The sequence below is a fragment of the Actinoplanes italicus genome (genome assembly GCF_003001815.1).
Classification (GTDB): Bacteria; Actinomycetota; Actinomycetes; order Mycobacteriales; family Micromonosporaceae; genus Actinoplanes; species Actinoplanes italicus.
The window spans coordinates 56,255-80,930 of the sequence record NZ_PVMZ01000002.1 but is presented as its reverse complement, the minus strand read 5'-3'; the positions used below and the strand labels follow the sequence as shown (position 1 = coordinate 80,930).

The 24,676-nt window shown below is 70.1% G+C and carries 30 protein-coding genes and 1 pseudogene; 11 read left to right on the top strand and 20 right to left on the bottom strand.

Annotated elements, in window-relative coordinates; all coding sequences use genetic code 11:
- The first annotated feature begins 212 nt into the window (after positions 1–212).
- Positions 213–866, top strand: coding sequence for a CAP domain-containing protein (locus tag CLV67_RS04265; protein WP_106315832.1), 654 nt, complete (start codon positions 213–215; stop codon positions 864–866).
- Between the two features lie 25 nt (positions 867–891).
- Here CLV67_RS04265 and CLV67_RS04260 read toward each other — a convergent pair whose 3' ends face one another.
- Positions 892–1,953, bottom strand: a complete 1,062-nt coding sequence (locus CLV67_RS04260) for a UDP-N-acetylmuramate dehydrogenase (RefSeq protein WP_106315831.1) — start codon at positions 1,951–1,953, stop codon at positions 892–894.
- Positions 1,954–2,002: 49 nt separating this feature from the next.
- Between CLV67_RS04260 and CLV67_RS04255 the strand changes: the two genes are divergently transcribed.
- From CLV67_RS04255 to CLV67_RS04245, 3 genes are all read left to right on the top strand, one after another.
- Complete coding sequence (locus tag CLV67_RS04255; RefSeq protein WP_106315830.1) at positions 2,003–2,761, top strand: maleylpyruvate isomerase family mycothiol-dependent enzyme; 759 nt, start codon at positions 2,003–2,005, stop codon at positions 2,759–2,761.
- Positions 2,762–2,846: 85 nt separating this feature from the next.
- Positions 2,847–4,232, top strand: a complete 1,386-nt coding sequence (locus tag CLV67_RS04250) for a GH1 family beta-glucosidase (protein ID WP_106315829.1) — start codon at positions 2,847–2,849, stop codon at positions 4,230–4,232.
- Positions 4,233–4,328: 96 nt separating this feature from the next.
- A complete protein-coding gene (locus CLV67_RS04245) occupies positions 4,329–5,342 on the top strand; it encodes a LacI family DNA-binding transcriptional regulator (RefSeq protein ID WP_106315828.1) in 1,014 nt (337 codons plus the stop codon).
- 413 nt (positions 5,343–5,755) lie between these two features.
- Here the strand turns inward: CLV67_RS04245 and CLV67_RS04240 are convergent, their stop codons facing one another.
- The 11 genes and pseudogenes from CLV67_RS04240 to CLV67_RS04190 form a co-directional block, all read right to left on the bottom strand.
- Entirely contained in the window at positions 5,756–6,271 is a 516-nt protein-coding gene (locus CLV67_RS04240) for an O-acetyl-ADP-ribose deacetylase (RefSeq protein WP_106315827.1), read from the bottom strand.
- Between the two features lie 19 nt (positions 6,272–6,290).
- Positions 6,291–7,097, bottom strand: a complete 807-nt coding sequence (locus tag CLV67_RS04235) for an EI24 domain-containing protein (protein ID WP_239166040.1) — start codon at positions 7,095–7,097, stop codon at positions 6,291–6,293.
- Positions 7,098–7,287: 190 nt separating this feature from the next.
- Positions 7,288–7,764 carry a hypothetical protein gene (locus CLV67_RS04230; RefSeq protein WP_146168981.1) on the bottom strand — a complete coding sequence of 159 codons (477 nt, stop codon included), beginning with the start codon at positions 7,762–7,764 and terminating at the stop codon, positions 7,288–7,290.
- A 262-nt stretch (positions 7,765–8,026) separates the two neighbouring features.
- A complete protein-coding gene (locus CLV67_RS04225) occupies positions 8,027–8,914 on the bottom strand; it encodes an alpha/beta fold hydrolase (RefSeq protein ID WP_106315824.1) in 888 nt (295 codons plus the stop codon).
- 13 nt (positions 8,915–8,927) lie between these two features.
- Positions 8,928–9,239 (bottom strand): DUF2516 family protein, encoded by a 312-nt coding sequence (locus tag CLV67_RS04220; RefSeq protein WP_106315823.1) that lies wholly within the window; start codon positions 9,237–9,239, stop codon positions 8,928–8,930.
- A gap of 68 nt (positions 9,240–9,307) precedes the next feature.
- A complete protein-coding gene (locus CLV67_RS04215) occupies positions 9,308–9,778 on the bottom strand; it encodes a hypothetical protein (RefSeq protein ID WP_106315822.1) in 471 nt (156 codons plus the stop codon).
- Positions 9,779–9,789: 11 nt separating this feature from the next.
- Positions 9,790–10,176 (bottom strand): annotated as a pseudogene (locus tag CLV67_RS04210) (helix-turn-helix domain-containing protein); the annotation flags it as partial.
- An 85-nt stretch (positions 10,177–10,261) separates the two neighbouring features.
- On the bottom strand, positions 10,262–11,170 hold the full coding sequence (locus tag CLV67_RS04205; RefSeq protein ID WP_106315820.1) for an asparaginase: 909 nt from the start codon (positions 11,168–11,170) through the stop codon (positions 10,262–10,264).
- Entirely contained in the window at positions 11,167–12,000 is an 834-nt protein-coding gene (locus CLV67_RS04200) for a beta-keto acid cleavage family enzyme (RefSeq protein WP_106316422.1), read from the bottom strand. The genes CLV67_RS04205 and CLV67_RS04200 overlap by 4 nt, the downstream gene beginning before the upstream one ends.
- Before the next feature lie 5 nt (positions 12,001–12,005).
- The gene (locus CLV67_RS04195) at positions 12,006–12,218 is read right to left on the bottom strand and encodes a helix-turn-helix transcriptional regulator (protein ID WP_239166041.1); all 213 of its coding nucleotides are present in this window, start codon (positions 12,216–12,218) and stop codon (positions 12,006–12,008) included.
- Positions 12,215–12,457 (bottom strand): hypothetical protein, encoded by a 243-nt coding sequence (locus CLV67_RS04190; RefSeq protein WP_170153745.1) that lies wholly within the window; start codon positions 12,455–12,457, stop codon positions 12,215–12,217. The genes CLV67_RS04195 and CLV67_RS04190 overlap by 4 nt, the downstream gene beginning before the upstream one ends.
- Positions 12,458–12,634: 177 nt before the next feature.
- Between CLV67_RS04190 and CLV67_RS04185 the strand changes: the two genes are divergently transcribed.
- The gene (locus CLV67_RS04185) at positions 12,635–13,540 is read left to right on the top strand and encodes a helix-turn-helix domain-containing protein (RefSeq protein ID WP_239166042.1); all 906 of its coding nucleotides are present in this window, start codon (positions 12,635–12,637) and stop codon (positions 13,538–13,540) included.
- The gene (locus CLV67_RS04180; protein WP_106315817.1) at positions 13,537–13,728 is read left to right on the top strand and encodes a DUF397 domain-containing protein; all 192 of its coding nucleotides are present in this window, start codon (positions 13,537–13,539) and stop codon (positions 13,726–13,728) included. Before CLV67_RS04185 ends, CLV67_RS04180 begins: the two co-directional genes overlap by 4 nt.
- Before the next feature lie 35 nt (positions 13,729–13,763).
- On the opposite strand, the gene ygfZ is transcribed toward CLV67_RS04180, so the two are convergent.
- Together ygfZ and CLV67_RS04170 are read right to left on the bottom strand one after the other, a co-directional pair.
- On the bottom strand, positions 13,764–14,792 hold the full coding sequence (gene ygfZ / locus CLV67_RS04175; protein WP_106316420.1) for a CAF17-like 4Fe-4S cluster assembly/insertion protein YgfZ: 1,029 nt from the start codon (positions 14,790–14,792) through the stop codon (positions 13,764–13,766).
- Between the two features lie 8 nt (positions 14,793–14,800).
- The gene (locus CLV67_RS04170; RefSeq protein WP_106315816.1) at positions 14,801–15,223 is read right to left on the bottom strand and encodes a Fur family transcriptional regulator; all 423 of its coding nucleotides are present in this window, start codon (positions 15,221–15,223) and stop codon (positions 14,801–14,803) included.
- Positions 15,224–15,241: 18 nt separating this feature from the next.
- Here CLV67_RS04170 and CLV67_RS04165 point away from each other — a divergent pair, with 18 nt between their 5' ends.
- Entirely contained in the window at positions 15,242–15,985 is a 744-nt protein-coding gene (locus tag CLV67_RS04165) for an aminotransferase class IV (RefSeq protein ID WP_106315815.1), read from the top strand.
- A gap of 60 nt (positions 15,986–16,045) precedes the next feature.
- Here CLV67_RS04165 and CLV67_RS04160 read toward each other — a convergent pair whose 3' ends face one another.
- Both CLV67_RS04160 and mtfM read right to left on the bottom strand, forming a co-directional pair.
- Positions 16,046–16,645: a heme-binding beta-barrel domain-containing protein gene (locus tag CLV67_RS04160; RefSeq protein WP_106315814.1), complete on the bottom strand. Its 600-nt coding sequence runs from the start codon at positions 16,643–16,645 to the stop codon at positions 16,046–16,048.
- Positions 16,642–16,746, bottom strand: coding sequence for a small membrane protein MtfM (gene mtfM, locus CLV67_RS54140; protein ID WP_043533180.1), 105 nt, complete (start codon positions 16,744–16,746; stop codon positions 16,642–16,644). Before mtfM ends, CLV67_RS04160 begins: the two co-directional genes overlap by 4 nt.
- Before the next feature lie 14 nt (positions 16,747–16,760).
- On the opposite strand from mtfM, the gene CLV67_RS04155 reads away from it, so the two are divergent.
- On the top strand, positions 16,761–17,135 hold the full coding sequence (locus CLV67_RS04155; protein ID WP_106315813.1) for a DsrE family protein: 375 nt from the start codon (positions 16,761–16,763) through the stop codon (positions 17,133–17,135).
- A 521-nt stretch (positions 17,136–17,656) separates the two neighbouring features.
- On the opposite strand, the gene CLV67_RS04150 is transcribed toward CLV67_RS04155, so the two are convergent.
- The 3 genes from CLV67_RS04150 to CLV67_RS04140 all read right to left on the bottom strand — a co-directional run bounded on the left by CLV67_RS04150 (position 17,657) and on the right by CLV67_RS04140 (position 21,365).
- Positions 17,657–18,445, bottom strand: a complete 789-nt coding sequence (locus CLV67_RS04150) for a hypothetical protein (RefSeq protein WP_239166043.1) — start codon at positions 18,443–18,445, stop codon at positions 17,657–17,659.
- A 591-nt stretch (positions 18,446–19,036) separates the two neighbouring features.
- Positions 19,037–19,447 carry an NUDIX hydrolase gene (locus CLV67_RS04145; RefSeq protein WP_239166048.1) on the bottom strand — a complete coding sequence of 137 codons (411 nt, stop codon included), beginning with the start codon at positions 19,445–19,447 and terminating at the stop codon, positions 19,037–19,039.
- Between the two features lie 10 nt (positions 19,448–19,457).
- On the bottom strand, positions 19,458–21,365 hold the full coding sequence (locus tag CLV67_RS04140; RefSeq protein WP_239166053.1) for an ATP-dependent DNA helicase: 1,908 nt from the start codon (positions 21,363–21,365) through the stop codon (positions 19,458–19,460).
- A gap of 155 nt (positions 21,366–21,520) precedes the next feature.
- Here CLV67_RS04140 and CLV67_RS04135 point away from each other — a divergent pair, with 155 nt between their 5' ends.
- Positions 21,521–22,033: a DUF402 domain-containing protein gene (locus tag CLV67_RS04135; RefSeq protein ID WP_106315810.1), complete on the top strand. Its 513-nt coding sequence runs from the start codon at positions 21,521–21,523 to the stop codon at positions 22,031–22,033.
- On the opposite strand, the gene sigJ is transcribed toward CLV67_RS04135, so the two are convergent.
- Positions 22,030–22,917, bottom strand: coding sequence for an RNA polymerase sigma factor SigJ (gene sigJ, locus CLV67_RS04130; protein ID WP_106315809.1), 888 nt, complete (start codon positions 22,915–22,917; stop codon positions 22,030–22,032). The genes CLV67_RS04135 and sigJ overlap by 4 nt on opposite strands.
- Positions 22,918–23,018: 101 nt before the next feature.
- Here sigJ and CLV67_RS04125 point away from each other — a divergent pair, with 101 nt between their 5' ends.
- Positions 23,019–23,963 (top strand): PI-PLC domain-containing protein, encoded by a 945-nt coding sequence (locus CLV67_RS04125; RefSeq protein WP_106315808.1) that lies wholly within the window; start codon positions 23,019–23,021, stop codon positions 23,961–23,963.
- 85 nt (positions 23,964–24,048) lie between these two features.
- Positions 24,049–24,675, top strand: a complete 627-nt coding sequence (locus CLV67_RS04120; RefSeq protein ID WP_106315807.1) for a DUF47 domain-containing protein — start codon at positions 24,049–24,051, stop codon at positions 24,673–24,675.
- Position 24,676: the final 1 nt, after the last annotated feature.

Genomic DNA, 24,676 nt, shown 5'->3' with positions numbered 1-24,676 from the left:
TCGGGTGCCGGACTCCGAGCCGGTCCGCGAGGATCCACTGCGGCCGTTATCAAGGGGAGTCATCCAGGGGCCCGATCGGGACATCCCTACAGCCTGACATTTCTCGTACGGCTTATCGCCCTTTCCGCGAAAGATGTGACACGCCGCGTGCAACGGGGTGCGATAGCCGTGACGGGCGATCCGCGCCCGTATCTGCGCTCCGGGAGGCACCCGTGTTCGACCTGGTGGTACGACGTGTCGCCGCGCTGGCGGCGGCACCCGCGCTGTTCGCGCTCTCCGCACCCGCGCTGGCCCACGGACCGATCACGCCGCCCCGCCCGCCGGAGAGCCCGTCACCACCGGCCGTCACCACGGCGCCCGCTCCCGCCACCCCGGCACCGGCCAAGCCGATCCCGCCCAAGCCGATCCCGCCCAAGCCTGTCACCACGGCACCCGCCGCCACGACCGCACCCGCCCCCACCCTCAACCCGGCCCAGGTCCGGGCCCGCGCCGTGATGGTGCAGGTGGTCCGGCTGACCAACGACGAACGCAGACAGGCCGGCTGTCCGGCCCTGGCGGTCGACGGCCAGCTCGTCACGGCCTCCCTGCGACAGTCCAACTACATGGCCCGGACCAGGCTCTTCAGTCACGTCTGGCGCGACGGCTCGACCTTCGTCGACCGCAGCGAGGCGGCCGGCTACCAGCAGCCGGCCGGAGAGAACATCGCCTGGGGATACCGCACCGCGCCGGACGTGGTGAACGCCTGGATGGGCAGCCCGGGACACCGCAAGAACATCCTCAACTGCAAGGCGAAGTCGTTCGGCGCGGGCGTCGCCTTCGCCGCGGACGGCACCCCGTACTACACGCAGGTGTTCGGCTGGGAGTAGCCCGCCTTTTTCCTGGCCGGGCGGGTCAGAGCTCGCAGCCGACCAGGACCGGCTCGGGATGCAGCTCGACACCGAACCGCGACCGGACGCCGTCCCGGATGGTCCGGGCCAGGTCCAGCAGCGCGGCGGTGCTACCCGTTCCGCGGTTGGTCAGCGCCAGCGTGTGCTTGCCGGAGATGGCCACCCCGTCACCGGCGAACCCCTTCGGGAAGCCCGCGTGCTCGATCAGCCAGGCGGCCGGGATCTTCACCGTGCCGTCCGCACCCGGCCAGTGCGGCATCTCGCCGAGCGTCGCGAAGAAGGCGGCGTCGACGACCGGGTTGGTGAAGAACGAGCCCACCGACCAGGTGTCCCGGTCCTCCGGATCGAGCACCATGCCCTTGCCCGCGCGCAGTTTGAGGACGGTCTCCCGGGCCTGGTGCAGCGGCACCCGGTCACCGGCCTCGGCACCGAGCGAGCGGGCCAGTTCCGCATATCGGATCGGTGCCGACTCGCCGGAGCGGGCCAGCCGGAAGTCGACCGCGGTCACCAGGAAACGGTCGTCGTGCTTGAAGACGCTGGTCCGGTAGCCGAAGCGGCACTCGGCAGGGGTCATCACCCGGATCTCGCCGGCCTGACGGTCGTAGGCGTGCACCGCCTCGATGGTGTGCGCCACCTCCTGGCCGTACGCCCCGACGTTCTGGATGGGGGTGGAACCCGCGGCGCCCGGGATGCCGGACAGGCACTCGACACCGGACAGGCCGCTCGTCACCGCGTACGACACGAAATCGTCCCAGGACTCGCCGGCCGCGACCCGGACCAGGACCCCGGAACCGTCCTCCCCGGTCTCCTCGATGCCGCGGGTGCGCAGCAGCAGCACCTCGCCGTCGAAGCCGTCATCGCCGATCACCACGTTGCTGCCCCCGGCCAGCACCAGCAGACGCCGCCCGGCAGCGGCCGCCGCGCGCACGGTTTCGACTGCCTCGTCCGTATGGACCGCGGTGGTCACTGTGCTTGCGGGCCCGCCAAGGCGTAGCGTCGTGTACGCCGACAGGAATCTCTCCGGGGCCGAAGGGGTATCAGTCACGACGCCAACCCTAAGGTCCATCCGAGGGAGGCTTTCACCGGCGGTCCGGCTGAGCGGGGAGACGACTGCGATGAACAGGTTGCACGCGACGAAGGATTTCTGGCTCGCGGCGCTGCGTGCCGACGGCCCGGCATTCTGGGAGGCCGTCGCCGAGTGCGGGCCGGACCCGGCCGTACCCGGCTGCCCGGACTGGACCGTCGCCGATCTCGCCCACCACGTCACCGGGACCCTCTACTGGGTCCGGACCCACGTCGCCCGCGGTGTGACCGACCGCCCGGACGGCGAGGCGCCGGATCCGTCCTCGGACTGGAACGAGACGCTCGACCACCTGCGGCGTGAGCTGACCGGCACGATCGAGACGCTGGAGGCGCTCGACCCGGACTTCCCGGCGTGGAACTGGGCGCCGCAGCCGAAACGGGCGAGCTTCTGGCAACGGCGGATGGCACACGAGATCTCGCTGCACCGGTGGGACGCCGAGTCGGCCGCCGGCCGGGCCACCCCGATCGAGACGAAGCTGGCCACCGACGGGATCGGCGAGATCCTCGACACCTGGTTGCCGGCCGGAAGGCGCGGTGGCCCGACCGACCTGCACGGCGTGGTGCACCTGGTCGGCACGGACGCCGGGCAGGAGTGGTTCGTCCGGTTGCGCGGCGCCGGGATCGCGCTGCTCGACACCGGAACGATCCTTGACAGCGATGATCATCACGCCAGAGCGAAGGCCACGGGCAGTGTGAGCGACCTACAGTTGGCGCTGATGGGTCGCAAACGGGCCGACCAGCTCGCCCTCACCGGGGACCCTCGCCTCTTCCAGGCACTCCGTACCGGCTGAACTTCCGGCCCGACGCCCTTGTTAGAGCGCTCTCAGGCCGTAAGATGAACCGGTTAAGTTCGGCGGATCATCAGGAGCAGATGACATGACGGCAACCGTCACGTCCACGTCGGCGCAGCCGGCCCCCGCGGGGATCACCTTCCCCGAAGGCTTCGTCTGGGGGACGGCCACGGCCTCGTACCAGATCGAGGGCGCCGCGAGGGAGGACGGTCGCGGCCCGTCCATCTGGGACACCTTCAGCCATACGCCGGGGAGGGTCCACGCGGGCCACACCGGCGACGTCGCGTGCGACCACTACCACCGGTACGTCGAGGACGTCGCCCTGATGGGCGATCTCGGTCTCGGGGCGTACCGCTTCTCAGTCGCCTGGCCGCGCGTCCGCCCGGACGGCACCGGCCCGGTCAACACCCGCGGTCTCGACTTCTACGACCGGCTCACCGACGAGCTGCTCGGCAAAGGCATCGACCCGGTCGTCACGCTGTACCACTGGGACCTCCCGCAGACGCTCGAGGATCGCGGCGGCTGGACCGTGCGGGAGACCGCCGAGGCCTTCGCCGAGTACGCGCAGGTCGTCTACGGCCGCCTCGGCGACCGGGTCGGCACCTGGACCACGCTGAACGAGCCGTGGTGCTCGGCGTACCTGGGTTACGGCAACGGCATCCACGCCCCCGGCCGGCAGGACCCGGCCGGCTCGCTGGCCGCCGCGCACCACCTCAACCTCGCCCACGGCCTCGCCGCCCGGGCACTGCGCTCGGCCGGTGCGCGCAACATCAGCATCACGCTCAACCCGTGCGAGGTCTCCCCGCTCGACCCGGCCAACCCGGCCGACATCGAGGCCGCGCGGATCATCGACGGCGTCGCCAACCGGATCTTCTTCGACCCGATCCTGCGTGGCCGGTACCCCGCCGACGTGCTCGAGCACATCTCGCGGATCACCGACCTGTCCTTCATCAAGGACGGCGACGAGACGATCATCAACGCGCCGATCGACGTGCTGGGGATCAACTTCTACACGCCGTCGTACGTCTCCGCGAAGCCCGGGCACCCCGGCGCGCTCGACTACCCGGGCAGCGAGGGCATCGCCTTCCGCAAGCCGGTCGGCCCCGTCACCGACATGGGCTGGCAGATCGAGCCGGCGTCGCTGACCCGGCTGCTCACCCGCATCCACCGGGACTACCCCGGCACCCCGCTGATGATCACCGAGAACGGGGCGGCCTACCCCGAGGGCGTCCACGACCCCCTGCGCATCGAGTACGTCGACGCCCACCTGCGCGCCTGCCACGACGCACTGGCCGCCGGGGTCGACCTCCGCGGCTATTTCGCCTGGTCCTTGATGGACAACTTCGAATGGGCCGAGGGGTACGCGAAGCGCTTCGGTATGGTGCACGTCGACTACACGACGCAGCAGCGTGTGCTCAAGGACAGCGCGAAGTGGTACCGCGAGGTGATCCGGCGTAACGGCCTGGAGTGAGTCGCGATTCGCACCCTACCCTCGGCCGGACGCGGCTCAGGGTAGGGTGCGAGATCTCCATCGTCGCGAATATCGCTCATGTCAGGGGGACGGCTTGTGACGACGCGGGAACGGCCGACCCTCGAAGCGGTTGCCCGTCGTGCCGGGGTCTCCCGTGCGACCGTGTCCCGTGTGGTCAACGGTTCCACCACGGTCGCCGCGGCCATCCGAGAGGCCGTCAACCGGGCCGTCGACGAACTCGGATACGTACCGAACCAGGCGGCCCGCAGCCTCGTCACCCGGCAGACCGACTCGATCGCGCTGATCCTGCCCGAGACCGCCAACCGGGTCTTCTCCGACGACCTCTTCTTCCCGGCGATCATCCGCGGCGTCGGCTCCGAGCTCGAGACCGCCGACAAGCAGCTGGTGCTCATGATGGCCGGTTCCGCCGCCGGATACCACCGGGTCGAACGCTACGCCGTCGCCGGTCACGTCGACGGCGTCATGTTCGCCTCCATCCACGGCGCCGACCCGCTACCCGGCCTCCTCGCCCGGCGCGGTATCCCGGTCATCTGCAGCGGCCGCCCGATGCTCGCCGACCCGCCGGTGCCATACGTCGACGTCGACCACGCCGGCGGTGTCGCCGCGGCCCTCCAGCTCCTGATCACCTCCGGCCGCCGGCGGATAGCGACGATAGCCGGCCCGCAGGACATGGTCGCCGGCCTCGAACGCCTCACCGGATACCACGAGACCCTCCGCGAGGCCGGCCTGCCGGAACTGGTCGCGGCCGGTGACTTCACCCGCGACTCCGGGGTCGCCGCGATGCGCTCGCTGCTCGAACAGGACCCGAACCTGGACGCCGTCTTCGCCGCTTCCGATCTGATGGCCCACGGCGCGCTGCAGGCCCTGCGCAACGCCGGCCGCCGCGTGCCCGACGACGTCGCCATCATCGGCTTCGACGATTTCGAGATCAGCCGGTACAGCGATCCGCCGCTCACCACGGTCCGCCAGCCGATCGCCGAGGCCGGACGCGTGATGGCCCGCCAGATGCTGCGCCTGATCGCCGGCGACCCCGACGTCGAGCCCGCGATAGTCCTGCCCACCGAGCTGATCGTCCGGGCGTCCGCATGACCGACGTCACTCCGGCGGCTTCTCACCCGCGGCCGTCCACGATCACCACGCCGGCGGCGTAGACCGCTCGTCCGCCCTCGCGCCTCGGCCGGACTTCCGGCCAATCATCCCGCCATCACCAACCGTCCCCGGCCCGCCGCCAGCCTTCCACGGCCCGCCGCCGCTCCGCCGCCGCCTCGCCGCCGCCGCCTCGCCGCCCATCAGTGCGGCGGATCTTGTGAGGTTCGGCCGCCATCTCGACCCGAATCTCACAAAGATCTGCCGCCAAGAAGGCGACGCGGCGAAGCGGCGGGCGATCTTGTGCGGTTACGCCGCTCCAGCGACCACAACCTCACAAGATCTGCGCGCGGGACGGGTCACAGGCGCACGAGATCGGTGGGTGCGCGCTACGCGAGGGCTGAGGGGAGCGGGCTTCAGAGGGTGGCGGCTACGCGGCGGGCTGTGGTGGCGGTGTCTGACCCGTACAGGATGAGGGTTGTCTTTTGGATGTTGATCGGCTCGGCGACCCTCAGCACTGTGAGCGCCTGCCGGACCGCGTCATCCACCGGCCAGCCGTAGATGCCCGCCGAGATCAGTGGGAAGGCCACCGAAGTGGCACCGAGCTCGTCGGCTACCCGCAGCGAGTTCTCGTAGCAGGCACGCAGCAGCTCGGATCGGTCCTCGCCGGTGCTGTGGACCGGTCCCACGGTGTGCACCACCCAGCGGGCCGGCAAGCGCCCCGCGGTGGTCGCGACCGCCTGGCCGACCGGTAGGCCCCGGCCGTACTTCGAGGCTCGCAGCATCCGGGTCTCGGCCAGGATGTCCGGGCCGCCCTTGCGATGGATCGCGCCGTCCACGCCCCCGCCGCCGAGCAGGGAGGAGTTGGCCGCGTTGACGATCACGTCGACGTGCTGGGTGGTGATGTCGCCTTCGATCAGCTCGATTTCCACGAACAGACCGTATCGACCCCTACAAGGACGCGGTATTCGTTATCGCGATGGGCTTGCCCAGGGAACGGCGGGCCAGCAGGGTCGCGCCGGCGATCGCCGCCGGCATCAGCAGGACCGCGCCGAGCGGGATCAGGAAGGTGGCGAAGACCGCGCTGCCGAAACCGAGTGCCAGGGGCCTGTTGCGGGCCAGGACCGTCCGGCGGTCACGCAGACGCTGGCCGCGCCGCTGGAATGGGACGCCCGTCAGTTCGAGCGCCAGCAACCAGCCGCCGACAGCGCCGGCCAGGACCGGAACCACCGTCTGGCCGACGACCGGCACGAGTCCCAGCAGGAAGAGCGGGACGGCGGCCAGGATCGAGATGCCGACCAGCTTGAGCGCGTCGGTGACATTGCGACGCAGTGCTCGCCAGAAACCGACGTCGACCGCATCGGGCACACCGCCGAAGCGGTCCTCCACCAGCTCGGACAGCTTCTCGTAGAACGGGTCGCCGATGACCAGGGTGACGGCGGTGAAGGTGAGCACGGCCAGCAGCAGGCCCAGTCCGAGCACCGCGACGCCACCGAAGAACCGCATGGTTCCGCGGGCCCAGCCGGTCCAGTCGTCGGCGAACCAGGTGGCGTCGGCGGCCAGGTTCGGCAGGTAGCGGACCAGCAGGACCAGAGCGACGGTGTAGAGGATGCCGGAGAGCAGGGCGGGCAGCAGTCCGAGCAGGAGCAGCCGGGGACTGCGCAGAACCAGGCCCAGCCCGCGCCCGAGCAACCCGGCGCCGGTCGCGAACTCACGGAAGGCCGTCACCGGCCGGGTTTCACTCAGATCACCGCTCACGTTCCGGGAGCTTAGAACCCGGACACCAGCCCGTATACCACCGGGCGTGTCCCGACCGGATCTTCGCGGCTGTGACACACCGCTGTATCGAGCCCGCTGAGACGGCAGTAACCCACGGCCGGATCTTCGCGGCTGTGACACACCGCTGTCACGAGCCCGCTGAGACAGCAGTAGCTCACAGCCGGGGAGATCATTTCCAGGGGCGGTAGCCGGAACGGATCAAGCGCTCCAGGCCAGGGGCGAAGGTGGGGTCCGAAGCGGACGGGTTCTGGGTGGGTGTGGGCACCGGTGGCGTCTCGGACGGGTCGGGCGGGCTGCTCACCTGCGTCGGTGTGGGCACCGGCGGGTTGGTCAACTGCGGGTCGGTCGACTGTACGGGCGATGACGGCACCGCGGTCCGGGTGACGGTCACGACAGTGGTGACCGTGCTCGGCCCGCTCGCGGGGACCGGCTGGGAGGCGGCGGGATCCGCGGTGGCCCGGGGCGGGCGGGCAGTGTAGCCGTCCGAGCCGGTCCGGGCGGGGTCCGTTCCGCCGGGGGCGGAGCCGAGGCCGCCGTCGCCGTAGAAGGGACCGTCGATGTCGGCAGCGCCGAGGGTGGTCTGACGGTCGGCGGGAGCTCCGAGCGCCCAGCCGGTGACTACCGCGAACGGCAGCCCGATAGCCACCAAAGCGAAAAAGACGGATTTGGGGGACAAGCGCACGTACCACTCACCGGTCCAGGGCCGGAAAAGTTACGGCTTTCGGACATTTGCCTCAGCAGTCAACAGACGCGAGGACGGCCCGCAGGCCCGGAAACAGCAGGTAAGCACGGGGTGGCGAGCCAGGACGGCGCAGCAAACCAGAACGGGCCGGCAAACCAGAACGCGGGCCGGCAAACCAGGGTGGACCTTTCGGTACGGGCGGAAGCCGCGACCGGAACGCGGGAGCTCAGCCGTTGAGGAACGTGGAGATGCGGTCGCGCAGTGCGGCCCGGCTGTTCCAGAGAACCGCCGGGCGGTCGTACACCTCGAGGTCGGCGCCGGGCAGCAGGCCGGCGAGCCGCTCGGCCCAGCTCACCGGATGCGTCTCGTCGCCCTGGCAGCCGATCACCAGCGCCCGGCCCCGGAACTCCTTGAGCAACCACTCGTCGGCCAGCGCGGGGGCCGACCAGATCGACTCGATCTCCGGCGCGAGCCCGTCGCGCTGCAACTGCTCCACCCGCTGCCGCAGGAAGCTCCAGCCGGCCGGGGTGTTGCGCACCGACGGGGGCATCTCCTGCTCGACCGCGTCGGCGATCATCGCGGCCTCACCGGACTCGACCGATGCCAGCAACCGCCCGAGACGCTGGGCCGACGCGGCGGCGCGGGAACCGTCCAGCGGAGCGGGCAGATAGAGGACGATCCGCTCGAACCGGTCGGGTGCGGCGGCGACCAGACGGCAGAGCGCGGCCGCGCCCATGCTCACGCCGACCGCCCGGGTGGCACCGGTCAGATCGGCAACGGCCCGCAGCTCACCGGCCAGGTCGTCGAAGGACCACGGGCCGGCCGGGACGTCGGATCTGCCGTGCCCGCGGAAGTGGAAGAACACCCGGCGGCCGACGACCGCGCTGCCCAGCGGCCGGGTTCCGGAGATGTCACCGGCCAGCCCGTGCGCGAAGACCGTGATCGGATCGCCGGCACCGGTGGTCAGGTGCTCGACGCGTACGCCGGAGGGAAGGGTGACCAGCTCGGTGGCCGGACCCGGCAGCGTCGGGCGCCCCGTCCGCGGCCCGGTCCGGTCGACACGTTGCGTGCGGGGCCCGCCGTCCGGCGGAGGCGGGCCGAATCGACCCCTCACGCACGCACCCGGATCACCAGAAGCCCTTGCCGTCCGACAGGTCCTTGAGGCCGGGGCGGACGTCGAGCATGTAGACGAGAGCGGCGGCGATCCCGATCATGCTGATCAGCATGTAACCGTAGGTCACCATCGTCAGTGCCAGGCAGATGCCGATGATGCCGGCCCAGGCACCCTTGGGCAGGGTGCCGATGGCCTGGAATCCGGCGCCGCGCTGCGTCAGGCAGTGGATGAGGGCAACGGCCTGCACCACCACTGAGACGATGAGCAGGGTGACGTCCAGGTAGTAGCGGACATCGTCGAAGAAGATCGGCGCTGATGTGGCCATGAGAGAGAGTCTATGCCGTGGGCCCCGGCAGTGCCGGGGCCCACGGATCATGTCGCGTAAGCGTCAGCTCACTCGGCGGACGCGGCCGGCTTGGCGCGCTTGCGCGGCTTCGGCGCGGCCTCGACGGCCTTGGCGTCCTCGACCGCGGCCTCGACGGCCTTCGGCTGCTCGGTGGCCTCGATGTCGGAGTTGACCACGTCGGCGGCCTCGACGACACCGGTGCCGACGACGCGCTCGCCGCGGGCGACCAGCTCGTTGTAGACGGCGATGGCGCGCTCCTGGGCGGTCTGCGCGAAGGTGACGGCGGCGGTGGTCGCGCTGTCACGCAGGGCCACGAAGTCGGCCTCCTGCGCCTTGCCACGCAGCTCGGCGGCCTTGGTGCCGGCCTGCTCGTTGTAGACGCGCAGGGAGGCGGCGGCCCGGTCGCTGAGCTCGTTCAGCACGGCGGGCAGCTTGCGGAGCTGCTCGTAGGCCACGTCACCGGCGCCGGCGGCGGCGTACAGCGGGGCGGGGATCTTGGTCTTGGTCTGCTCGGTCATCTCTTCTGCTCCTCAGCGTCTTCTGCGGGCGGGTCTTCTGCGGGCGGGGCATTGCGCGCGTTCTCGTTGCGGAATGTCTCGTAGATCTGCGACAGGGACTGCTTCTGCGCGATCGTGAGCTCCGGGTCGACCGCGATGGCGGCCAGCACGCCCTGCTGGCCCTCGCCATCGAGCAGCCCGGCCCGCAGGTACATCGCGGGCGTCGACACTCGCAAGGCGCTGGCGATCTGTTGCAGCACCTCGGCGCTCGGCTTTCGCAGGCCACGCTCGATCTGGCTCAGGTAGGGGTTGCTCACCCCGGCCTTGTCGGCGAGCTGCCGGAGCGAGATCTTCGCGGTCTGCCGCAGGTCTCGGATGAAGGTCCCGATGTCCTCAGGCAGGTCCTTTGGCGTGGCCATGCATTCGAAGGTAGCCCGCAGTGCTAGCTGTTGCAAGCAAAACGCTTGCAACAGCTAGCGTGAACCGAGTCACCCGTAGGGGTCGTCAGATGACCGCGCGAACCTCGCCGACCGGACGTCCACCACCCAGAACGGGCTCGACGATGTCCGGAACCTCGACACCCAGCCGGCGCAGCGCGGCCAGCAGCACCGGCACACGAGCCCGGCTCGCGCCGTCCGAGATCTTCAGCGCGACCGCCCCGGCACCGGCGATCGCGGCCGCGGACACGCCGTCGGCGCCCCGCTTCACGATCAGGCCGGGGATGGCTTCCATGAGCACGGTGTCCTCTGAACCGGTGCCCGCGACCAACGATGGGTTGGCCCGCATGGCGTCGGCCACCCGGCGCTCCGGAGTTCCAGGTGAAGCCTCGACCAGCCGCAGGAAGGCCCGTGCGAGGCCGAGCGGGGAGATCGCGAAGATCGGCGCGCCGCAGCCGTCGACACCGAGCGCCGCGATCGGCTCGCCGGACAGCCGGCTCACCGCGTCGGCGAGCGCCTTCTGCAGTGGGTGGTCGACCTCCAGGTAGGACTCCAGCGGCCACCCGTTGATCACACAGGTGGCGAGGAAACCGGCGTGCTTGCCCGAGCAGTTCATCAGGATCCGCTCCGGCTCGCCGCCGCCGCGCAGCCAGGCACGCCGGGCCGTCTCACCGAGCGGCAGGTCCGCCGGGCAGCCCAGGGACGACGGACCGATGCCGGCCGCGGCCAGGATGGCGCGGACACGTTCCACGTGGAACGGTTCGCCGTCGTGACTGGCGCTGACCAGGGCGAGGTCGGCCTCCTCGCGCGGCACGAACCCGGCGTTCAGCAGGCCGACGGTCTGCAGTGGTTTGTTCGACGATCGGGGGAAGAACGGCGTCTCCACATCGCCGATGCCGGGGCCACCGACGATGGCGACGATCCCGTGGTGGACGCTCTCCACGAAGCCGGAGCGGACTACCTCGGCGACGATCATCGGGCGGGGACCCCGAGCAGCTCACGGGCCTGAGCAGCGGTCAGCGGCGGGCGCTGCGCGAGCTGGGCGAAGCCGACGGCACGGGCCACGAGCTGCATGTTCGACTCGACGGGACGGCCTTTGGCGTACGTCAGCGTGTCCTCCATCCCGACGCGCAGGTGCCCGCCGGTCGCCAGCGACGCGAGCATCACCGGCAGAGTGCCGCGGCCGATGCCGGTCGCCGAGAACGTGGTGCCCTCGGGCAGGTCCCTGATCGCCTGCTCGCACGCGACGAGGGCGGCTGCCGTCCCGGGCATCCCGCCCGGCACGCCCATCACGAGGTCGACGTGCACGTGACCGCCGAACGGCAGGCCGTGCTTGCCGAGCAGGCGCTGCAGGCTGGTGAGCTGACCCAGGTCGAAGATCTCGTACTCCGGCACGATCCCGCGCTCCTGCATGCGGGTGTGCAGGTCGACGATGAACTCCCAGCGGTTCAGGAACACGTCGTCGCCGAAGTTGACGGTGCCCATCGTGCACGACGCCATCTCCGGCGCCGCGTCGAGCACGGCGAGACGGTCCGCCTCCGGATCGTGCACCGAGCCGCCCGAGGACAGCTGCACGATCAGGCCGGTGGACTCCCGCAATCCGGCGACGGTGTCGCGCAGCCGGCCCTGATCGAGGGTCGGACTGGCGTCGTCGTCACGGATGTGGACATGGATGATCGAAGCGCCCAGCGCCTCGCACTCCTTGGCGGTGGCGACCAGCTCGGCCAGGGTCACTGGCAGGGCCGGTACGTCCACCTTCTTGCTCTCCGCGCCGGTCGGGGCGACGGTGATCACAGTCCCGGTCATGGCGGTCATCCTGCCATGCGGGACGGTGTGATCTCCCCGGCCGGGAGTGCCCGGATCCAGGCCTCGACCTCGGGCTCCAGCCACACCCGCCCTTGGCGGAGCACCACGACAGGCTGCGGAAAATCCTTTCGCAAGACCAGATGTCGTACGCGTCCGCGGGACCCGCCGATCCGCCGGTGAATCTCGGTGACCCCCATCAGCGCAAGCTCGCCACTCATCCGGCCACCCTCCGATCCGTCCAGCGCAGGAACCGCTCGAACAGCTCCGAAGCCGGTGTCGGCGGCAGAATGTGCACGGCCTCCTCGAGGGCGCTCCACATCGTGATCCGCAATTGCACCGCATCGTGCGTGGCCAGCAGCTCCTCACGCGCCGGATCACACGGCCAGGGTTTGTCGCAGGCGAGACAGTCCCAGTCGAGCATTCGCGCCGGGTCGTGCCCGGCCCTTCCAGTGCGCATGCGCAGGCCCCCTTGATTGCGACTCTGACCAGGGAAGATGCTCCGATCGTGGCCTGGCGGGAAAGTCTTCGCAACAATCCAAAGAATGAAATCCTCATCAATGCCTTGGTTTCTGCAAGATCTGCGTGTACCTATTCCAGGAAGGCGCACGGAGTATTCCAGGAAAGGACGATGCCCGTGGTCGAAGCGATCCCCGGTTCGGGCTCGACGGTCCCTCGGCGGCAACTCGGCCGGTTCCTGCGGCAATATCGAGATGCGGCCGGGAAAACGATCAAGGATGCGTACGAGCACATCGAATGCTCACAACAGAAGATCTGGCGCCTGGAGAAGGGCGACCCGAACGTCGTCGTCAAATCCACCGAGGTGAAGCTGCTCTGCGACTTCTACGGGGTCCCCGACGACGTCAAGGAGGCCCTGGTCAGCCTGTCCAAGGAAACCAAGGTCAAAGGCTGGTGGCACGCGTACGGCGACGTGATCCCAGAATGGTTCGAGCTATATGTCGGGCTGGAGGGCGCCGCAAGTCGGTTACGGACCTATCAGGCCACGCTCATCCCAGGTCTCTTGCAGGCCCACGCCTACATAGAGAAGGTCATGACAAGCACGTGGCCCAAGATTCCCACTGGTGAGATCGAGCGACGAATCCAGGTCCGAAAGGAACGCCAAGGCCTGCTAACCCGCAACTTTCCGCCGCCGCCTCAGCTCGATGTCATCCTCGCCGAGGCGGCGGTACGGGCACGAGTCGATGTCGCCGGTGCGATGCAGCAACAACTTTGGCATCTGCTCAAGGCGTCAGAAGAGTTGCCGCACGTGAAGGTCCGAGTCCTGCCCTCCATGGGGCCATGCTCTGCCGCCAGTGCCGGAAATTTCACGATTCTTACCTTCCCAGCGAACGACCGCGCTAATACCGAACCGCCGACGGTCTACAGCGAGAATGTCACCGGCGCGCTTTACCTCGATCACCCTCGCGAGATCATCATCTATGAGCAGGTGTGGGCGGACCTGGAAAACTTGGCTCTCGATGAGAGAGACTCGAAAGAGATGATCACTGCGCTCTTGAAAGATCTAGGGGATACATCATCGTGACCAGCTACGACGTGACATGGCGTAAGAGCAGCCGGTCCAATGCGCAAGGTGACTGCGTCGAGGTAGCGGACAGCCTTCCGACCGTCGTTGCGGTTCGGGACAGCAAGGACCCGGACGGCGGCACTCTCACATTCACGCGCGCTCAGTGGACCGCTTTCATCAACGGCATCAAGCGCGGCGAGTTCTGACGGGACGGCCCGGCCTACCTGGCCGGGTCAGAACCCTACTCGGCGTCGATTGCGGCGGCTGACTCGCCGACGGTGAGGCGGGCGTCGTCGGGCACGTTGCGCTTCAGAACGGCCAAGGCGATCATGCCCAGCTCGTGGTGGCGCACGGCGGTGCCGACAAAACCGACCGCCCGGCCGTCCAGCTCCACCGCCGTCCCGTGGGCCGGCGGGTGATCGGTGGCCACCCCGTCGAGGTGGAGCAGGACCTGACGGCGGGGCGGACGGCCCAGGTTGTGGACCCGGGCGACGGTCTCCTGGCCGCGGTAGCAGCCCTTCTCCATGTGCACGCTCGTCGCCATGAGCTCGACCTCGGCCGGGATGGTGCGGTGGTCGGTCTCCCAGCCCAGACGCGGAATACGGGCCGCGACCCGCGCCGCCTCGTAGGCCCAGAGCCCGGCCGGAGCCACGCCCAGCTTCTCGATGACCGCGTCCTTGGCGGAACGTGGCACGAGCAGGTCGACTCCGAGCGGTACGCGACGGGCCAGGCCGCCTTCGAATGCCCGTACCGAATAGAGGGAAGTTGCCTGTGAAGGAACGGACCCGGCGGCGAACCGGGTCTCCGGCACCGGGTGCACCCGAGGGGCCGCGAGGTCCGGGAAGAGCGCGGCCGCACCGGGTCCGACCAGCGACAACACGGCGATCTCGGCGCTCGCCTCGCGTGGCTCGACCTGGGTGAAGAAGCGCATCATCTCGAGGTATTTCAGGAGGCCCGCACCGGCGCCCGGCTCGGTGTCCAGCCACGCCGTCGTCCCGTCCTCGGTGACGAAGGCGTGCTGCTCGATGTGCCCGTTCGGTGAGAGGACCAGCAGCTCACTGCCCTCGTGCGCCCTCAGGGCGGACAGGTGCTGGGTGGTCAGCGTGTGCAGCCAGCTCGCCCGCTCGACGCCGGGAACCGCGATCACCTCGCGGTTCGACCGGTCGACCAGCCCGACACCGGTCTCCAGCAGCCGCTGCTCGCGCATCGGGTCGCCGTAGTGGGCCGGCACCCCGGCATCCGCCGAACCCGGCTCCAGGTCCTCGACCATGACGATGGTCACTCGGCCTCCTTGCAATCGCCGCACACCCCGAACAGGGAGACGTGTCCCACATCGACCCGGAAGTCGCGTTCGCCCAGCAGGCGATCGGTGACCGGATCCATCACCGCCGGGTCCACCTCGGCGATCGAGCCGCACGACCGGCACACCAGATGGACGTGCTGGTCCTCACCGGCCGCGTGATAGGTCGGCGAGCCGTGCGACAGATGCGTGTGGTTGACCAGGCCCAGCTCCTCGAGAAGCTCCAGGGTCCGGTAGACGGTGGTGATGTTCACACCGGCGGCGCGCTCACGGACAGCGTTGTGCACCGACTCGGGTGTCGCATGACCGAGTTCGTGCACTGCTTCGAGGATCAGCTGGCGCTGTGGCGTGAGTCGCAGGCCCCGCTCGCGGAGCATGGCGGCTAGCGATGTGGCGGACACGTGACGAGCATAGTTCGGGTGAACGACAGGATCCTTGTCGCGCCCGGCGACCTGCTCGGTGACGGCGTCTTCGAGACCGTGCACCTGCGGCCGTCCGGCCCGTGGCTGCTCGACGAACATCTGGCCCGGCTGTCCCGGTCGGCCGCGATCCTCGACCTGCCGGCGCCCCCGTTGCCGCCGCTGACGGACCTCCCGGAGTCCGGTGCCATGCGGATCATCTACACGCGGAACGTGCTGGACGTCTCAGTCGGTCCGATCCCGGCGCAGGTGCTGCGCGAGCGGCGCGACGGGGTCCGGGTCCTCAGTGCGGACCAGGGCATTTCGGTACGGCGACGTCCGCCGTGGTCCATCACCGCGGCCAAATCACTGTCGTACGGGGAGAACTTCTCGGCACGACGATGGGCGGTACGGCAGGGCGCCGACGATCTCGTCTGGCTCTCCACCGAGGGGTACGTGCTGGAGGCACCCACCGCGTCGGTGGTCTGGCTGACCGGCAACGAACTCTGCACGGTCCCGCCCGCCGAGGCCGGCATCCTGTCCGGTATCACCGCGGCGCACCTGCTGTCACTGGCGCCGTCGGTCGGACTGGCCCCGGTCGAGCGCATGATCACACTCGACGAGCTGGCGTCCGCCGACGCGATCTGGCTGGCGTCTTCGCTGCGAGGGCTGGCCGAGGTGATCGAGCTGGACGGGGCGCCGCGTCCGCGCTCCCCGTGGACGTCGCGTCTGCTCGCACTCCTGGGCTTCTTCGCGATCTTGTGAGGTTGCGGCTGCTTTCCGGGCGCAACCTCACAAGATCGCGGCGAGTCTCGCGGCGGGAGGTCAGCCGCCGATTCGGAGCAGGCGGGCCGACATGTGCGGCTTCAGGCCGCTGTTGTCGACCGCGATCTCGTGGGCGTACAGCAGAGCACCCTCGACGATGCCGAACAGCCGCTGTCCGCCGGTCACGTGAAGGCCCGACGGCGTGTACGCCACCGCGTCCGCCGTCATCTCCAGCCGGGTCGTGGCCGCCTTGCCCAGGTAGAGCTCGGCCACCCCGTCCGGGCGGATCATCGTGGCCTCCATCTCGTCACCCGGACGCCCGTCGACCAGGATCGGCCGCCAGAACCCGGACTCCACGAGCGATTGCCCGAGCGGCTTCGACTCGTCGTCGAGCAGCCACGCCCGCGACTCATATCGCAGGAACGACCGGCCGTCGTGGCTGATCCTGATCTCCTGCGCGAAGTTGTAGTCGTCCTCGTTGGGGAAGCCACCCTGGCCCCGGCCACGCCACAACCCGACGAACGGCAGCAGGCCGAGCAGCGACGGGTGCAGATCCGGACCGGACCGCAGGTCGTGAGTGTCCTCATAGGGATACCCGTCGACCGGCGGAGCGTTGAGCCACGGCGGTGGGCCCAGCGGGTTTTCCGTCTCGTTGCTCACCAGCGTCCCCTCGAAATGCGCATTGCCAGATAGCCGAAGCCGCCGGCCAGCCCACCCAGGGCGGCCACCAGCAGGCTCACGAACCCGATCTCCGTAACCATGACCGGCCCATCTTATGCTGGCCGGTATGGCACGTTTGCTGGTCGTCAAGGCCACCGCCGGCGCGGACGCACCGGAACGCTGCAACCAGGCCTTCAACGTCGCCTCGACCGCCGCCACGGCGGGCCTCGACGTGTCGCTGTGGCTGACCGGCGAGTCCACCTGGTTCGCCCTGCCGGGCCGAGCGGCCGAGTTCGCGCTGCCGCACGCCGCCCCGCTGCCCGACCTGATCGAGGTGCTGCTCGAGGCCGGCCGGATCACGGCCTGCACACAGTGCGCGGCCCGCCGCGACATCGGCCCGGCCGACGTCATCCCCGGCATCCGGATCGCCGGCGCCGCCGTCTTCGTCGAGGAGATCATGTCGGAGGGCGCGCAGGCGCTCGTCTACTGACAACCGGGGTGGCGTTCGCCCGCAGGCGCAGACGGGTGCGCTCAGGGCGCTGTGGTGACTTACGGTCCGCCCGCGGGCAGAGATCGGGTGCGCTCAGGGCACTGTGGTGACTTACGGTCCACCCGCAGGCACAGATCACCACACAACGGGGCGCGCCCAACGCCGTGGCGACTTACGGTCCACCCGCAGGCACAGATCACCACACAACGGCTCACACCCGACGCCGTGGTGACTTACGGTCCACCCGTAGGCACAGATCACCACACAACGGCTCACACCCGACGGCGTGGTGACTTACGGTCCACCCGTAGGCACAGATCGCCCCACAACGGCTCACACCCGACGCCGTGGTGACTTACGGGCCGCTGGCGGGCACAGATCACCACACAACGGCTCACACCCGACGCCGTGGTGACCAACGGTCCACCCGCGGGCACAGATCACCACACAACGGGGCGCGCCCGACGCCGTGGTGGCTTACGGGCCGCCGGTGGGCACAGATCACCACGCTGCAGTGGGGTTCAGGTGGGGCGGCAGGCGGTGGTCACGGTCACGCGGAAACGGTCACGGTCGGTGGTGATCACCACCGATTCGGAGCCCATGCGGTACGCCCAGCCGCTCGCGTCCGTCCAGACGGGGAGCGCGCCCTCCGGCACGCCACGGGGACCGCTGTCCGGCGTGGCCGGGCCCGCATCCGCCACGAACGCCGCGAGAGTGCCCCCGTCGGGGCAGACCACCGCCCGGCTCGCGATGGCCTCCACGGCACCGCCACCGGACCCGGTGACCCCCGCCACCGTGGATCGCAGCAGGTCGGGCATCGAGCCGGCAGCGGGGTCGGCCGGGTCGAGCCCGGGCACGTCCGGCCGGCAGCCGGTGAAGACACGCACGGTCAGCACCTGGTCCGAGGAGTGCGCCTCAGCCTCGATCCCCACGTGCTCCCCCGCATCGGCGAACAGCGACAGGCGCGTCGCCCCGCGCGAGGCGTTCATGCCGGCCGCATAGTTCGCGGGCAGGCCGTCGGCGATGCCGCCGAGAGCCGTCCACGCGTCGCCCTCCGGCACGTAGAGCACCACCTCCCGAGTCGCGACCAGGCCGTCCCACGCGGGGTTGATCGAACAGTCCTCAAGCCGCAGCTCGCCCAGGCTCAGCACCCACCGCTCATCCTGGGCGGCGGCCACCACGGCACCCGACGCGGTCCTCAAGCCGGCCAGCGCCCGCGCTATGTCTCGCTGCTCGGGAACGGTCGGCGGATCGCTACGCACCGACCAGAACACGGCCGCCAGCAGCATCGCGGCCCAGACCCCGGACACGATCCGCAGCCACCGCCCCCGCCGCCGCGCAGCTTCCGGCGGTGGCTCCGCAAACCCCAGCCCCGTCACGGCAGCCATGGTGACACGAGGGACCACCGTGACCACAGCGGCGTGCTCCCCGATCGTCGCCCCGCCGACTGAATGCGCACGTCGGCGCGCCGACTGAATGCGCACGTCGGCGCGCCAGCGAATGCACGGCGAACGGCGCGCGGTCAACGACCCCTGAACACGGCGGACGTTCGGGCGTTCCGCGGTTTCTGGGGTGGCTCATAGCCAGCTGCACGGACCCCCGCGAGGGGACACCGCCTGCTTGTTCCAGAGCACGCCCTTGTCGACACGGCGGCGGCCGACGGGGATTGCCGGGCGCAGGTGACGACGCGCAGGTGACGGCGGGACCGCCCGGCACGGATGACGGGACCGCCCGGCACGGATGACGGGACCGCCCGGCACGGATGACGGGACCGCCCGGCACGGATGACAGGACCGCCCGGCACGGATGACAGGACCGCCCGGCACGGATGACAGGACCGCCCGGCACGGATGACAGGACCGCCCGGCACGGGGTGGTGGCGGGACCGGAGTGTGGCGAGGTCAGAACAGGGAGGCGTACTGCGGGGAGGCCAGGAAGCGCTCGATCGTCTCGGCGCTGCCCGGCGTGAAGGGACGGTCCAGCACCTCGGCCGGTGGGATGAAGACCATCGCGGCGCCCTCGCCGAGCACCACGTCCTCCTGGCGGGCGCTGGTCGTACCGTAGAAGTAGTTCTTGACTCGGTTCTGCTCGGGAAGCTCCTGCTGGGCGAACAGGCGCAACTCGCCGTCAGGGCGCAGGCGGGTCTCCTCCCACAACTCGCGGACCGCGCCCTCCACCGGTGTCTCGCCGGCCTCGATCGCTCCCCCTGGCAGGCCCCACACGTTCGGGTAGTAGGGGGCCTTGTCGTCTCGCAACTGCAGCAACAGCGATCCGCTGCGGTCGACCAGGAACGTGCAGGCGACGTGGATCACGGGAATCCCTTCAGGAGTTGGCCAGGCGGCGTAGCGCGCCCTCGGCGACATCCGGCTTTGTCGTGTACCAGAACGGCGGCAGTGACCTGCGCAGGAAGGCGCCGTAGCCGCGGGCCGTCTCGAGGCGGGAGTCGAGGACCGCGACCACGCCCTTGTCACCGGTCGAGCGGATCAGCCGGCCGACGCCCTGGGCCAGGCGGACGGCCGCGATCGGGACGCTGACCGCGGTGAAGCCGGAGCCGCCGGACGCGTCGACCGCTGCCGCCCTGGCCGCGGCGAGGGGCTCGTCGGGGCGGGGGAACGGCAGCCGGTCGATGACGACCAGCTGGCACGCGTCGCCGGGCACGTCGACGCCCTGCCAGAGTGACATCACCCCGAACAGGCAGCTGTTCTGGTCCTCCTTGAACTTGCGGACCAGGATCGGCAGCGTCTCCTCGCCCTGCAGCAGGATCGTCAGGTCGGTCTTGGCCCGCAGCAGCTCGGCGGCCTGGGTGGCGGCCTTCCGGGAGGAGAAGAGCCCGAGCGTACGCCCACCGAGCGCCTCCACGAGCCGGAGCAGTTCGGCCCCGGCCGCGTCGGGCAGGCCGGACTGCGCGGGCCGCGGGAGGTGCGCCGCAACGTACAGAATGCCCTGTTTGGGGTAATCGAACGGCGAGCCGACGTCGAGTGACGACCACCCGTCGCCGGACGAGGGCTGCCCTTCGGGACCGGCCGCGGCCACGGGCAGGCCGAGCGAGCGGGCGACCGTGTCGAACCGTCCGCCGAGGGTGAGCGTGGCCGAGGTGACCACCACGGTCCGGTCGGAATACAGGTTCTCCGAAAGCGTGCCGGCGACCGACAGCGGTGCCACCACGAGGGCCCGCCGTCCGCTGCCCAGGTCGGATTTCTCCACCCAGGCGACGTCGTAGGCGTTCTCCTCGAGCAGCCGCTGCGCGGTCGTGGACAGCTCGTCGAGGACCGCCTTGGCCTGCTGCTTGCCGACCGGGTCGGGATCGTCGGACTTGATCTCACCGATCGCGGTGAGCCCCGCGCGGGTGGCCGACTCGAGCGTCGCGACGGCCATCCGCAGCCGCTCGGGCAGACCGTCGGTGAGCCGTCCGGCGGGCAGGTCGGCCAGGCCGACGGTGAGCGCGTCAGCGGCCTCGGCCAGCGCCTCCGCGGCGGCCGGGGTGATCAGGGTGCGGGCCCGGCGGGCGGCGCGCTCGACGGCCTCGGGGGTGATCTCGGCCTGCGCGGCGGAGGAGACCCGGTCGGCCAGCTCGTGCGCCTCGTCGACGATCAGCAGCTTGTGCGGCGGCACGATCTGGCGGTCGGCGATCATGTCGACGGCGAGCAGGCTGTGGTTGGTGACGACGATGTCGGCCTCGCGGGCCCGGGCGCGGGACGCCTCGGCGAAGCACTCCGCGCCGTACGGACAGCGGCCCGCCCCGACGCAGTCGCGGGCCGGCATGGACACCTGCCGCCAGGCGAGGTCCTCGACGCCGGGGTCGAGTTCGTCGCGATCACCGGTCTGGGTCTTCTCCGACCATTTCCGGATCCGCATGATCTGCTTGCCGAGTCGTGCGCCTTCACCGAGCCACTGCCCGGCCTTGGGCGCCGGGGCTGCGTCGAAGAGGGTGTCGGTGGGCCCCTCCTCGTCGGCGTGTTCCATCTTCGCCGCGCACAGGTAGTGGTGCCGGCCCTTGAGCACGGCGAACGTGGGTTTGCGCCCGAGCACCGGCTGGACCGCCTCGGCGAGCCGGGGCAGGTCGTGCGCGATCAGCTGGTTCTGCAGGGCCAGGGTGGCGGTGGAGACGACCACCGGACCGTCGACGAGCAGGGCGGGAGCGAGGTAGCCGAGGCTCTTGCCGGTGCCCGTGCCGGCCTGGACGAGCAGGTGCTCCTTGTTCTTGACGGCCTTGGCGATCGCCTCGACCATGGCCTGCTGGCCGGGCCGGGCGGATCCTCCCGGGACCGCCCCGACGGCGGCGGCGAGGACCTGCTCTGCGGTGGCCTTCTTCTTACCGGTTGCGGGCACGGAGGAACCGTACCCGCCACCACCGACATATCCGGGTCACCGCTAGGGTGCAAGCCATGCCGAGCGAGATGGTCCGGGTGATCTACACGAAGTACGACGGATCGGCGCATCGTGACTACCCGGCCCGCCGCCTGGCCGAGGACGATCTCGGCATCTGGGTCGGCGTGACCCGCGGCACCGCCTCGGTCTACCACGGCCGACCATCCGTCGAGCAGATCCCGTTCGTCCTGCTCATCCCGCATCACGCCTGGTGGACGGGCATGTTCAACCCGCCCCCGCGGACCAGTGAGGTCTACTGCGACATCACCACCCCGGCCCGCTGGGAGGGTGACACGGTTCACATCATCGACCTCGACCTGGACGCGGTACGGCGCCGCGAGACGGGCCTGGTCGAGCTCCGCGACGAGGACGAGTTCGCCGAGCACCGGGTGGCGTTCGGTTACTCCGACGACCTCGTGGAGCACGCGTACGCGGCGTCCCGGCAGCTGCTCACGGCGCTGGGCGACGGCACCGAGCCGTTCGCCTCGCACTACCGCAAGCACCTGCTCGAAGTCACCCCCCAGGACTAGAAGGCGCTTCCCAGCACCAGCTTGTCCGGGTTCTGCTGGTTGTAGATGCCGGTGATCCGGCCGTCGGCGACCGCGACCACGCTCACCACCAGCAGCGGGCTGCCGTCCGGCCACGTGCCGCGCAGCATCATCCCGGCCGAGCCGTTGACGACGACCGGGTCGACCTTGATGTCGGTGACCTCGGCCAGCCGGTACGTGAGCAGGCCGGTGAAGAACCGGGCGACCTTGTCGGCGCCGAGGACCGGGCGCAGGGCGGTGCGGACCACTCCGCCGCCGTCGCCGATGGCGACCACGTCGGGGGCGAGAACGGCGGCGAGCGTACGCATGTCGCCGTCCTGTGCCGCGGCGAGGAAGGCGTTGAGCACCCGCCGCTGTTCGGCCAGCCCCGCGGTGTGCCGGACCTGACCGTCGGCGACCGCTTTACGTGCCCGGGACGCGTGCTGCCGAGCGGCCGCCGGCGTGCTGTCGAGCACCGTCGCCACCTCGTCGAACGGCACCCCGAACGCGTCGTGCAGCACGAACGCCACCCGCTGCTCGGCGGTGAGCTTCTCGAGCACCACGAGCAGGGCGATGCTGATCTGGTCGGCGAGTTCGGCGCGGTCGGCCGGGTCGGCGTCCGGTTTCACCACATAGACGGGCAGCCACTCACCGGGGTACGCGGTTCTGCGTACCCGAGCGGAATTGAGCTGGTCCAGGCAGATCCGTGCGGTGACCGTGGTGAGCCACCCCCGCACATCGTGGATCTCCTGGGTCTGCTGCGCGTAGCGCAGCCAGGCCTCCTGGACCGCGTCCTCGGCTTCGGCACGGCTGCCGAGCATCCGATAGGCGACGGCTGTCAGGTAGGAACGCTGGGCCTCGAACTCGACCGCGGACGGTGACGGCATGAAACAAATTCTGCGCGACATTGCCGGTCTGCGGGTATCGGCTGTGCCACAGTATAAAACACCCATAAAGTACGAATCGGATGGTGCACGCGGTGCAAGACATGGCGACTATCGCGGGAGGCCTGGCGGGTCTCGCCGGTGCCGGCGGCGCGGTCTCGGTCGCGATTCTGCGCCGATCCCGTCCCCACCTCCCCGCCGGGCACGCGCTGACCTGCCCGGACACGGCAGACCCGCTGCCCACCGTCCTCAAGCTGGGGCTGGCCGGGATGACCGTCCGGGCGGCGCCCGGTCCGCACGGCGAGCTCTACCTCGGCCCGGGCGGGCCGCAGCCGGGCCGCACCCTGCGCCGCCTCGTGCTGGCCCCGCTGTTCGCCCGTGCCGCCGCCGGCGGTGGCCGGCTCTGGCCCGACCAGCGGGTGCCGTTCCGCCTGGTGATCGAGTTCGGTGGAACCAGCCGTGACCCGCAGGCGCTGCTGCGCGCCTTTCGCGTGCTGGACCGGCAGCTCCAGGACCACGCGAGTCTGCTGAGCCGCTGCCACGGCGAGCTGCTCACCCCGGGCGCGGTAACCGTGACGGTGACCGGCGTCATAGACGTCCGGGAACTGCTCGCCGCCCGGGCCGAGCGCTGCGCATTCGCCGACGGCAGCTTCGACGACCTCGGTTCCCGGTTCGCCCCGCCGTCGCTGGTTCCGATGATCAGTGAGCCGTGGTCGCGCCGGTTCGGCTGGGACGGGCAGGAGCCGATCACCGCCGAGGAACGGCACCAGCTGCACGCGCTGATCCGGGCCGCACACGACGACGGGCGCGCGGTCCGGATCTCCGGGCTGCCGGACGGCAGCCGCAAGGCACGAGCCGCGATCTGGACCGAGCTCGGTTCGGCCGGTGTGGACGTGATCGCCGACACCGACCTGACCGGACTGGCGCGTCACCTGCGGCGGCACCCGGTCACCGGCGCGCCCCGGCCGCACCTCCCGACCAGGGCCGTTCGCCGCTCCGCACCGCGGCCGAACGCGCCCAGAACGGTTGGACGTCACGAAACGGTTTAGGGCCGTCGCGATAGGTGATCCTCCACGGACCGATAGCATGCCACCGGAGATCCATTCATAAAGCCCGTCGATCGAGGTCCGCGCCGTGAAGTTCTCATTCCGCCCCGTCGAGGGGGCCTTCTACGAACTGTTCACCAAGGCCGCGTACAACCTGGTCAAGGGAACCGAACTGCTGAACGAGCTCGCGCTGCCCGGTGTGGACGTCCAGTCGGTCGCCGACCGGCTGAGCGATGTGGAACACGACAGCGACTCGATCACCCACGAGCTCTACAAGAAGATCAACTCCACCTTCATCACTCCGTTCGACCGTGAGGACATCTACTCGCTCGGCTCCCAGCTGGACGACGTGATGGACCACCTCGAGGCGGCCGGCAACCTTCTCTACCTGTACGGCCTGACCGACCTGCCGTCGCTGCCGCGGGAGATGCACGAGCTGGTCACCGTGCTCGACCAGCAGGCGAAGATCACGGCCGAGGCGATGCCGCGGCTGCGCGCGATGAAGGGTCTCGAGGAGTACTGGATCGAGATCAACCGCCTGGAGAACGACGGCGACCGCGCGTACCGGATGTTGCTGGTCCGTCTCTTCTCCGGCGAGTACGACGCGCTCACCGTCCTCAAGATGAAAGAGGTCGTCGACGAGCTCGAAGCGGCCTGTGACGCGTTCGAGCACGTGGCGAACACGGTCGAGACCATCGCGGTCAAGGAGTCCTAGA

What these genes read in the sequence shown, in the direction of transcription:
- CLV67_RS04200 (WP_106316422.1), bottom strand. Translation starts at nt 12,000, where the DNA reads ATGACCGGGACTGTGATCACCGTCGCCCCGACCGGCGCGGAGAGCAAG.
- sigJ (WP_106315809.1), bottom strand. Translation starts at nt 22,917, where the DNA reads ATGCCGTCACCGTCCGCGGTCGAGTTCGAGGCCCAGCGTTCCTACCTG.
- CLV67_RS04250 (WP_106315829.1), top strand. Translation starts at nt 2,847, where the DNA reads ATGACGGCAACCGTCACGTCCACGTCGGCGCAGCCGGCCCCCGCGGGG.
- CLV67_RS04140 (WP_239166053.1), bottom strand. Translation starts at nt 21,365, where the DNA reads ATGGTCGAGGCGATCGCCAAGGCCGTCAAGAACAAGGAGCACCTGCTC.
- CLV67_RS04135 (WP_106315810.1), top strand. Translation starts at nt 21,521, where the DNA reads ATGCCGAGCGAGATGGTCCGGGTGATCTACACGAAGTACGACGGATCG.
- CLV67_RS04125 (WP_106315808.1), top strand. Translation starts at nt 23,019, where the DNA reads ATGGCGACTATCGCGGGAGGCCTGGCGGGTCTCGCCGGTGCCGGCGGC.
- CLV67_RS04255 (WP_106315830.1), top strand. Translation starts at nt 2,003, where the DNA reads ATGAACAGGTTGCACGCGACGAAGGATTTCTGGCTCGCGGCGCTGCGT.
- mtfM (WP_043533180.1), bottom strand. Translation starts at nt 16,746, where the DNA reads ATGGTTACGGAGATCGGGTTCGTGAGCCTGCTGGTGGCCGCCCTGGGT.
- CLV67_RS04260 (WP_106315831.1), bottom strand. Translation starts at nt 1,953, where the DNA reads ATGGACCTTAGGGTTGGCGTCGTGACTGATACCCCTTCGGCCCCGGAG.
- CLV67_RS04190 (WP_170153745.1), bottom strand. Translation starts at nt 12,457, where the DNA reads ATGCGCACTGGAAGGGCCGGGCACGACCCGGCGCGAATGCTCGACTGG.
- ygfZ (WP_106316420.1), bottom strand. Translation starts at nt 14,792, where the DNA reads ATGGTCGAGGACCTGGAGCCGGGTTCGGCGGATGCCGGGGTGCCGGCC.
- CLV67_RS04155 (WP_106315813.1), top strand. Translation starts at nt 16,761, where the DNA reads ATGCTGGCCGGTATGGCACGTTTGCTGGTCGTCAAGGCCACCGCCGGC.
- CLV67_RS04220 (WP_106315823.1), bottom strand. Translation starts at nt 9,239, where the DNA reads ATGGCCACATCAGCGCCGATCTTCTTCGACGATGTCCGCTACTACCTG.
- CLV67_RS04195 (WP_239166041.1), bottom strand. Translation starts at nt 12,218, where the DNA reads ATGAGTGGCGAGCTTGCGCTGATGGGGGTCACCGAGATTCACCGGCGG.
- CLV67_RS04215 (WP_106315822.1), bottom strand. Translation starts at nt 9,778, where the DNA reads ATGACCGAGCAGACCAAGACCAAGATCCCCGCCCCGCTGTACGCCGCC.
- CLV67_RS04205 (WP_106315820.1), bottom strand. Translation starts at nt 11,170, where the DNA reads ATGATCGTCGCCGAGGTAGTCCGCTCCGGCTTCGTGGAGAGCGTCCAC.